At 66.2% G+C, this 6,874-nt stretch carries 5 protein-coding genes; 1 reads left to right on the plus strand and 4 read right to left on the minus strand.

From position 1 onward, the window contains the following. Positions 1 to 32: 32 nt before the first annotated feature. Positions 33 to 1,292 carry an amidohydrolase family protein gene (locus VFZ97_09110; protein HEX6393588.1) on the minus strand — a complete coding sequence of 420 codons (1,260 nt, stop codon included), beginning with the start codon at positions 1,290 to 1,292 and terminating at the stop codon, positions 33 to 35. A gap of 32 nt (positions 1,293 to 1,324) precedes the next feature. Beyond that, positions 1,325 to 3,613: a carboxylesterase family protein gene (locus VFZ97_09115; GenBank protein HEX6393589.1), complete on the minus strand. Its 2,289-nt coding sequence runs from the start codon at positions 3,611 to 3,613 to the stop codon at positions 1,325 to 1,327. Positions 3,614 to 3,652: 39 nt separating this feature from the next. Between VFZ97_09115 and VFZ97_09120 the strand changes: the two genes are divergently transcribed. Next, positions 3,653 to 4,513, plus strand: a complete 861-nt coding sequence (locus VFZ97_09120; protein ID HEX6393590.1) for an SDR family NAD(P)-dependent oxidoreductase — start codon at positions 3,653 to 3,655, stop codon at positions 4,511 to 4,513. 1 nt (position 4,514) lies between these two features. Here VFZ97_09120 and VFZ97_09125 read toward each other — a convergent pair whose 3' ends face one another. Next, on the minus strand, positions 4,515 to 5,318 hold the full coding sequence (locus tag VFZ97_09125) for an FCD domain-containing protein (GenBank protein HEX6393591.1): 804 nt from the start codon (positions 5,316 to 5,318) through the stop codon (positions 4,515 to 4,517). A gap of 17 nt (positions 5,319 to 5,335) precedes the next feature. Next, positions 5,336 to 6,874: FAD-dependent oxidoreductase (locus VFZ97_09130; protein HEX6393592.1), on the minus strand; the 1,539-nt coding region annotated here is incomplete at its 5' end.

Below are 6,874 nucleotides of genomic sequence, written 5' to 3' on the forward strand. Positions count from 1 at the left end.
GGGAAACTCATGCGGGTCGTGTCCCCAGGGGTTCAGTACGCGTTGGGGTCGGCCTGCACCGCCGCAGGGACGGGATGGCGGTAGAGGAGCGAGGCGTTCTCCCACGTGATCTTCCGGATGTCGTCGACGGGGAGATGACCTATCTCCGCGTCGATGGTCGCCTGGGTGTGCGGCCAGGTCGAGTCGCAGTGCGGATAGTCGGATTCGAGGAGGATGTGGTCGACTCCGATCCGTTCCCGTAGGTCGAAGGCGGATGGATCCTCGACTGCGCAGAACCAAAAGTTGCGCTTCAGCACTTCTGCCGGCGTCAAGTCGACGCCTTTCCACGTGCCGTACATCGAGTGGTACGAAAGCATGTGATCAAGCCGGTCGAGTAGCCCCGGCACCCACCCTATGCCGCCCTCAGAGAGGCAGATCTTGAGTTCGGGAAAACGAACCGGAGCCAGCGAGTACAGCCAGTCGACCGCCGCGAACATCGCGTAAGCGAAGAACAGAACCCCGACAACATCGGGCGGCGCGTCTTCGGAGGTTGAGGGAGACGTGCCCGACGAACCGATGTGAAGGTTGATCACCGTGCCGGTTTCGGCGCACGCTTCGAGGAACGGGTCCCAGTGGCCGGTGTGCAAAGACGGGAGGTCGAGAAGATGCGGCGCCTCGGTGAAGCTCACCGCCTTGAAGCCCCGTTCGGCGTTCCGGCGGATCTCGTCGGCGCCGACGCGAGGGTCGTGCAGCCACGGGATCTGGCATGGGATGATCCGCTCCGGATAGCTGCCCGCCCATTCCTCGATGTGCCACTCGTTCCAAGCGCGAACCGATGCCAGCGCGAGGTCCCGGTCGTCCGTCGACATCTGGAGGCGCTGCCCGGCGAATCCGGGGAGGAACGAAGCGAAGTTGAGCGACGCGTACACGCCGTTGATGTCCATGTCGCGGATTCGCTCGTCGATATCCCACGCGCCTTTGCGCATCTCGTCGAACCGGGCCGGCTCGAAGCTGTACTCGCTGACCGGGCGGCCGACCACGGCGTTGAATCCCACGTTCGGGATCTCCTGCCCGTCGTACACCCAGGTCTCGGTGCCGTCGGCCTTCTCGACGACCCGCGGAGCCCGGTCTGCCAGCCGTTTGGGCACCCGGCCGTCGAAGGTGTGACGCGGCTCGACGATGTGATCGTCGGCGGAGACGACGGTGTAACGGCGAGCTTGTCGTGCAGGTTCCGGCAGGAAGGTGACGGAGCGCTGGTCGCCCCGCGCTGCCGTGGTGAACGAGCCCCGCTGAAGATCGTCGATCTTGACCATAGCCTCCTCCAATGGGCCTGTCCCAAGGTCCCCTAGCTCAGAACCTCGGGTGCGTCGCGAAGCAACTGTCGCACGGCTCCCTCCCAGTAAACAGTCGAGCCGCGCTCGAGCAGCGAGGCTTTCATCGCCGACCGTAGCTCGGCGGGGATCGGCAGGACAGCCCGGCCGAGAAGCATGGTGTCGTAGGTAAGGCGGCACATGCGGTCGAAGCTCGCCGCCCGGTAGACGGCTTCATGGATGGTGGGCCCGGTCACGATCACGCCGTGGCTGGCGAGGACGACCACCGACTTGTTCCCGATCCGGTCTGCCAGCTGGCGGCCGAGGTCGGCGTCGTCCACCTCGCCGTCGTACTCGGAGACCAAACCGAGGTCGCCGTCGAACATCGATCCGGTCTGGTGGGCGATCTCGGGCAGAACGCCGACCGCGGCGAGAACCGTGCAGTAATAGGGATGGTTGTGGACCACCACGCGGGCATCCGGACGCCGCCGGTGCAGCTCGGTGTGAATGTGGATTGCGGGGGTGACATCCCAACGCCCGTCGACGACCTCGCCACCGGAGGTGATCTCGCAGATGTCCGAGGCGGTGATCTCCTCCCACCATAGGCCCCAAGGGTTGACGAGAAGATGGTCGCCGCCCGGAACCGCGACGGTGATGTGGCCGGCGATGTTCTCGCTGAACCCGGTGCTGGCGAGGATCCGGAACGCGCAGGCGAGCTCCTGATGGGGGGTCAGTCGCCGTCCGATACCCGGCATCACCCTCGGTGCCCACCGCGCCAACCCGCCGGTGCGCCGAGGCTTGATCGGATCGCACCGGACGCGTGCCTCGGAAAGAGGGTCCTCAACAACGGCGATCCGGCGCCCCAGGACGAGGGTGTCTCGTTGCGGGGGTCGGTACGGCGGCCACGCGATTCCGGGCACGTCTGGCGCGCCGGTACGGGCGAAGCTGGCCCACGCCGCGCGAACGGCTGCAGAGAGGCGGTCTGCGTCTTCGTCCGCGCCGGTGAATTCAGCCCAGCCGGCCCGATCGAGGGTTCCGAAAGAAAAAGGTAAGTCGATCGCGTGACACGCCCCGGGGTCGCGTTCACCCGCTGCGGCGCGCCACGCGAACGAGTACGCGTACACCGGCCCGGTCAATTCGGCGTACGCGTCGAGGAACTCCTCGAGAGGAAGGCGCATGACCGCGTCTGTCGCGACGGCCGCAAACGCGTCCCGTCCGGTCGACTCCGTGTCGGCTAGGTAGGACTCCACGACCGTCTGCATGTCGTCGGTCGAAAACGGCCGGTCGAGCTCCGTCGACGCCATCGACCCGAGGACGGATGCGAGCGTGGCCGAGTCGAGCTGGTCCAGCCTTCGGTCGGCGTAGAGCCGCATCTCCTCCGCCGTCGTCCCGGCGATAATTGGACGAGGTGCCAGGCGACCCGAACGCGCAGCGGCGAGCGGCAAGATATCGAGGACGTGCCCGTCGATCTCCGGATGGAAGGGCATCGATCCGATCGTCTTGCGAAGCTCGGAGGCCGCCTCGGTCTGAGCGGCGATGATCTTCTCGACCGGGATCGACTCGAGCCCTTCGCGATCGCCAGGGCCTACGCCGACCTTCGAAAGGAACACCTCGGCGACCTGCGCGGCGCGCTCCGCGGTCAGGGTCTGTCCGGCGCCGGGACTCTGGAGAATCGCCCCGGAGAACAGACCTTTGCTCAGGGGGCTGGCGAGCAGGTGGAGCGCAGCCCCGGCGCCGGCGGACTCGCCGAATACGGTCACCCGGTCGGGGTCTCCACCGAATGCGGCGACGTGGTCTTGGACCCAGCGCAGGGCGAGGAGTTGATCGAGCAGCCCGCAGTTCGAATCGGTGAGTTCCGGTCCGGCGGACAGGAAACCGAGGGCGCCCAGCCGGTAGTTGGCGCTCACGGCCACGACCTGCTGTTCGGCGACGAGTAGAGACGGGTCGTAGGTCTCCAGGGCGGTTCCCCCGATCGTGAAAGCGCCGCCGTGGAGCCAGAACATCACCGGTAGAGGAGCTTCGGACGTCCCCGACGGAGTCCAGACATTGAGGGTGAGGCAGTCCTCGGCTGTGCGACCGACCTCCATGCCAGGTACCAGGCTCGACAGAGGGCCACCGGTGAGCTGAGGGCACGAGGGCCCGTAATCCAGGGCAGTCCGCACGCCCTCCCATCGGTGGGCGGGAACGGGCGCGCGGAACCTGCGCGGGCCGGTCGGCGGCTGTGCGTACGGGACTCCGAGGAACCGATCGACCTGGTTGCCGGTCAATCGTTCGGTGATCGTCGAGCCTTCGAGCGCTCCGACCCCGGTCTTGACTACGAGCATCGGGACCTCCTCACCGCTTTTATTTATATCATTGAAAGGATGACCCAGTTAGAGGGCAAAGTCGCGGTCGTTACGGGCGCCAGCCGGGGGATCGGGAAGGGGATCGCCGTCGAGCTGGGCGCGGCCGGGGCGACGGTGTATGTCACCGGGCGGACGGTCGCCGCCGGAGCGAGGTTGCCGGGAACGATCGCTGAAACTGCCGGCGAGATCACAGCGCTGGGAGGCAAAGGCGTCGCCGTTCAATGCGACCATCATGACGACGGGCAGGTCGACGCGGCCTTCGAGAGGGTGCTGTCCGACCAAGGCCGAATCGACATCCTGGTCAACAACGTGTTCGCGGCCCCCGATCTGGCCCAGTGGCTCAACCGGCCGTTCTGGGAGCTTCCCAAGCAGGCATGGGATGAGGTCATCGACATCGGGGTTCGCTCCCACTACATGGCGGCAGCACACGCCGCTCCCTCGATGGTCGCGCACGGTCGAGGCCTGATCATCAATATCTCCTCTTCCGGGGCGATCCAGTACGCGCACAACGTTCCCTACGGCGTTGGCAAAGCGGCCGTCGACAAGATGACCGCGGACATGGCCCACGAGCTTTCCGCTCACAGCGTGGCGGTCGTGTCGCTGTGGCCTGGGTTGGTAAAGACCGAGCTGGTGATGTTCGGTGCCCGCCGTGCCGACGACGGCACCCAGTTCCTCGATCTCGGACCGGAAGGTACATTCGACCTGGCGGGCGCAGAGTCGCCGCGTTTCGTTGGTCGCGCCGCTGTCGCCCTGGCCGCCGACCGGGATGTGATGACCAAGAGCGGGGGAGTATTCGCCGTCGCCGATCTGGCCCGCGAATATGCCTTCACCGACCTGGACGGCCGGGTGCCGCAGACACTGTTGCGACCGCAGCCGTGATCTAGACCAGCTGGCGAAGCGTGGTCGCCTTGACCGGTGCGTCTGGGCTTTCCGAAAGCGGGTAGAGCTGGGCGCTTGCGAGATGCCGGCGGGCCGCTCGCGCCGCGCGATCGGAGTTGCCGGTCATGATGGCCGCAAGGATCTCTGCGTGCTCTTTGAGAGCCTTTGCGCCCAGCCGAGGTTCCGGAAAGCGCCCTGCCTCAGCCACCCGGGCGGACCAAGACCGTTCGTGCGCTGACCAAACGGTCTCCAAAGCGCCGGCGACAACGATCATCGTCTCGTTGCCGCACGTTTCGACGATCGCCTCATGGAACGCGCGTGAAGCGTCGGTGACCTCCTGCTCGTCACGTTTGCTGAGTGGCGTCGACAACGCGCGGCTCAGCCGGTCGTGAGCCGCTTGCAACACGGGCACCACTTCTTTGTCCCTGTCCGGCCTTCCTGCGCAAAGCGCTGCGCACACCGGTTCGATCTGCTGCAGGGCTTTGCCCACATCTTCGAGCGACACGTCGCGCGCTTGGAGTACGAGAGACAGGGTGTAGGCGACCGCGTTCGGTTTCGGGAGGTGGACGATGGCTCCCCCGACGTTTCCGCGTTGGACCGTCACCAGCCCTTCGGTTTCGAGGATGCGAAACGCCTCGCGGGCCGACGGCTTGCTGACGCCGAATTCCTCGATGAACTCATCCTGCTTGGGAAGGGACGAACCATCGGGAAGTTCGCCGCTGATGATTCGTTCGCGCAGCTCGCCGGCGACCATCTCCGCCACTCGGGGCTGGCGGAGCCGGCGCGTCGTGCCGCGGGGAACCATGAGATGACCTTAGGGCATCAGCCCCCTCGTGGCGCTGCTGCACGTGCCGCGTACCTGCCGGCGCGCCGCCCGAAGAAGGTGCTGTCTCCGAGGGACGTCCCGCTGGCGTAACCCCAAGCGGGTATGCCGTTGCTCGCGCGACCGGCGGCATAGAGCCCGGGGATCACGTCTCCATCGACGTGAAGGACCTCACTGTTGGGTGTCGTGGCGAGCCCTCCCAGCGTGAAGCCGTTGCACATCCCGCGCAGGTCGATCGCTCCAAGAGGACTTCCGAGAGGCCGGACCCACTTGGGGGACTTGTGGAACATGGGGTCGGTGCCCGATGCGGCGTGGTTGTTGAACAGGTCCACCGTCGCTCGGAGGCATCCTTCGGGCATTCCGATTTCTTTCTCCAGCTCTTCTGGAGTGGCCGACACCCAAGTCGGCCGGAGCTTGAGGAACTTCAGCCGGAGCGGTTCCGGCGATTCCTCGTAGCTGGCCTCGTCGATGATGAGAAACGCGTCGTTGTCCTGGGTGCGAAGGATCGCGTGCGCGATCCGCCCGGGGTAGGTGTCCTCGTTGATGAAGCGCTGCCCGTTCGAGTTGACGAGGATTCCGCGTACGAGCAGCGCCGGGTCGATGCCGAGCGCGCACTCGAACGCGTCCATGTGCCGGACATCTGCCCCGACGGCCTGCCCCATCCGGATCGACCGACCGTCGTGAGCCTCGACTGCCGACCCGGGGCGTCCGAGCAGCCACGGGGAGTTGTACTCGAGAAGGCGGTCCGAGTAGGTGAAGCTGCCCGTGGTCAGCACGACGCCGCCTCGCGCGCGTACGGCGACCTCGTTGCCGTAGTTGCGCGCGATCACCCCGACGACGGCACCGTCTTCGTCGACGACGAGCCTTTCGACGGACGTGTCGTAGCGGATCTGGGTGCCGAGTTCGAGGGCAGTCTTGGTCACATGGTTGAGCAGCATCCAGCCGCCGCCTCTTCGCCCAGTCTTCTTCCCTTCCATCTGCGGAACGTGGGCGCGTGGCGCGGGCGCTGCGAGTTCGTTGAACGGATACGCGTTCTCCCCGCCCGAATACATGAGGCCGTCGTCGAGCGGTATCTCCCAAGCGGGGGTCTCCCAAAAGCTCGCCTTGAACGGGACGCCGCACGAAACCAGCCAGTCGAAGTGGTCCACGCTGCCGTCGCAGTACACCCGGCAACGCGCTTCGTCGACTCCGGGACCCATGGCCGCCACGAGAAAGGTGAACATGTTGTCGGGCGTGTCATCGAATCCGCACGCCTTCTGTATGTCGGTGCCACCACCGAGATAGATCAGCCCGCCTGACAGCGCGCCGGCCGCGCTTTCCCACCCGCTGGTCCGCTCGAGGACCAGGACCTCGGCGCCCGAAGCGGCGGCCTCAGCGGCGGCGGCGCTCCCAGCCGTCCCGAATCCGGCAATCACGACGTCCGCCTCGGCATCCCACGTCTTGACCGACGACGCCGCACGTGGACGAACACTTTCGCTCATCGAACTCCCCCGATCTGCGTACCGAAACCCCAGCTTGGATCCAAAGGGTCGTTCACC

The organism is Acidimicrobiales bacterium (assembly GCA_036378675.1).
In the GTDB taxonomy this organism is placed as follows: Bacteria; Actinomycetota; Acidimicrobiia; order Acidimicrobiales; family Palsa-688; genus DASUWA01.